Annotated in this window: 1 protein-coding gene and 1 pseudogene; both read left to right on the top strand. The window is 75.4% G+C overall.

Annotated elements, in window-relative coordinates:
* On the top strand, positions 1-541 hold a 541-nt coding region (locus G3I19_RS35970), incomplete at its 5' end, for a 50S ribosomal protein L11 methyltransferase (protein ID WP_203601134.1).
* A 310-nt stretch (positions 542-851) separates the two neighbouring features.
* Positions 852-2,604, top strand: a pseudogene (locus G3I19_RS35965) (5,6-dimethylbenzimidazole synthase); the annotation flags it as partial.

Below are 2,604 nucleotides of genomic sequence, written 5' to 3'. Positions count from 1 at the left end.
ACTGCCGCCCGCCGAGTACGGCGAGGGGCTCAGCGAGGGCGAGCACGCCGGGCTGCGCGCCGCCCAACTGGCCAGACTCGGCCCGCGCACCGGCGACCTGGTCTGGGACATCGGCTCGGGCAGCGGGGCACTGGCCGTCGAGGCGGCCCGGTTCGGCGCCGCCGTCATCGCCGTCGACGCCGACCACGGGAGCTGTGTCCGTACGGACGCGGCCGCGCACCGTTTCGGGGTGCAGCTCCAGGTCGTCCACGGGCAGGCACCCCAGGTACTCGAGCGGCTGCCGGAGCCCGACGTGGTCCGGATCGGCGGCGGGGGAGTGGCAGTTGTCACCGGCTGCGCCGACCGCAGGCCCGGCCGCATCGTCACCCACGCGGCCACCCGCGACGAGGCCGAGGCGCTCGGAGCGGCTCTGGCGGACGGCGGGTACGTGGTGGAATGCGCGCTGCTGCAGTCGGTCGACCTCGACACACGCACCTGGGCCGAGCGTGAGCGCTCGGTCGTCTTCCTGGTGTCGGGGCGCCGTCCGGAGAGTGGCCCCTGACCCTGCTCCGGGACGGCGCGGGGTAGGCTGGCCGACTGTTGTACCGCAGCTGGGGGTTCGGCGGTTCGTTCGCCAATGTCCGGAAAAGGGAACCGTTTTGGGTCCGGTGTGGTACGGCGGCACCGGGGGACGCGCAACGTGGCGCAGCCCACAGCGGACCGTGGCAGGAACCCCTGCACGGCGTCGAACGGCCGTGACAATACTGAGTGTCCGCAGGCCATTCGTACCGCACGGCGTGCCCGCTCGTTGTCTCAGTACGGGCGACCCGGTAAAGGGCTGAAGGAGCACTATGGATGGGCAAGGGGTACGCATGACCGACACCGGCCAGGTCCCGGGCGAGGGACAGCCGGGGAACGCAGGCATGGTGGAGCAGCAGGGCGTCCCCGCCCCCGGTGCCTACACCTTCCTCGACCCCTCCGAGAGTCCCGCCGAGGACGACGATCTGCTGCTGATGCCCGGCGCGCAGGGCGCGTGGAGTGAGCCACAGCAGCAGACCCAGGGGCAGCTCCAGGGGCAGCAGTTCCAGCCCCAGACCGCCGCTCAGCTGCCCGAACCGGGTGCGCACGAGACCGGCGGACGCGACTCGGGCTCGGTGGACGTGGGAGCCGTGCGCGCCCAGGCCGCTGACCGGCCGACGCCGCCGCGCAGGCCGCTGCACATGGGCCCGCCGGTGCCCGACGCCACCGGTGGGGTGGTGCGGTCGCTGGCCGACCGCGGCCCGACCACCGCACAGCCGCAGCCCGCCCCGGTGCCCGACGGCGGACCGCCGACGCTCGGCCCCGAATATCTGGACTTCCCGCGTGACGATGCGGAGGCACTGCCAGGACCGCAGCTGGGGGAGATCCCGCCGCAGGCCGCTCCGTGGACGCCGCAGCCCGGCACGCCCGCGCAGACCGGTCACGCTGCGCAGCCTCAGCTGCCGCAGGAGCAGCTTCCGCAGGACCAGTTCCCGCAGGACCCGCTTCCTCAGTCCGAGCCCCAGGAGTTCTTGGTGGCTCAGGGCGGTGCGGCAGAAACGGTCGCTCCCCCCGAGCAGGCCGCGGCGCAGGCCCCGGCCGCTCCGGCCCCGGTGGCGGAGCAGGCCACGGGCGGCCCGCAGGGTGCCGCCGCCCCGCAGGACTCGATGGGCCGGTTCGTCCCGGTCGAGGGCTCGCTGCCGTCCGCGCCGCATCTGGCCCCGACCCCGGTCGGCGTCATGACCGCACCGGACACCGCAGGCCCACAGCCGGAAGCCGTGGCCGAGCCGGCTGCCGCACAGGCACAGGCGCCGGCACAGCCCCCGGTTGCCGTTGCGGAGGCGGAATCCCCGGCAGCGGCGGAGCCGGTCGCGGACCAGGCCGCAGCCCAGCCGCACGGTCCGGCGGCTGAGGCCGTACCGGAACCGGTGGCGGAACCCTCGCCGGAGGCCGTCGCCGTACCTGTCCAGGAGCCGGTGGCGCAGGAGCAGCCGGAGCCGGTCGCCGCCGAGACGGAAGCGGAAGCAGTGGGTGAAGAGGGTACGGAGGCCGTGGAGCCGCAGAGCGCGCCCCTGGCCGCCACCGCCGCCGAGGCCGTGCCCATAGAGGCCGGGGAGCAGCATCCCCACGCCCCGTCCGTGGCCCAGGTGCCCGCACCCCGGCACGGCGGAGCCGGGGAGCAGCAGTTGCCCGCGGCCGAGTCGCAGCCCGACCCCGCAGCACAGGCAGGACCGGACGTACCGGCCGAGGCCCACGTAACGGCCGATGCGCTCCCCGGAGCCGTCGCCGACGGGCCGGTCGCCCACCCCGCCTCCGCTGTCGCGCAGAGCGCAGCACCCGCCGAGGCCGCGGCGCCCGCCGCCGGACTCCCCGCGGAGAACACAACCGAAGCCCCCACGGCTCCCGCCCCTGCTCCCGAAGCAGAGGCCACCGCCGGGGCCGTACCGGTCCCCGAAGCCCAGCCGTTCCCCGTCGACGCGCAGCCGGAAGCAGCGCCGGTGCCGGAGCAGACCGCCGACGCGGACGCCACAGCCGAAGCGGCACCCGCCCCGGAACACCCCGCCCCCGAACACCCCACCCCGGAACCCCCCGTGGACACCCAGCCCG

It is taken from the genome of Streptomyces sp. SID10853, from assembly GCF_010548145.1.
GTDB lineage: Bacteria > Actinomycetota > Actinomycetes > Streptomycetales > Streptomycetaceae > Streptomyces.
This window is presented reverse-complemented; position numbering and strand designations above follow the sequence as displayed.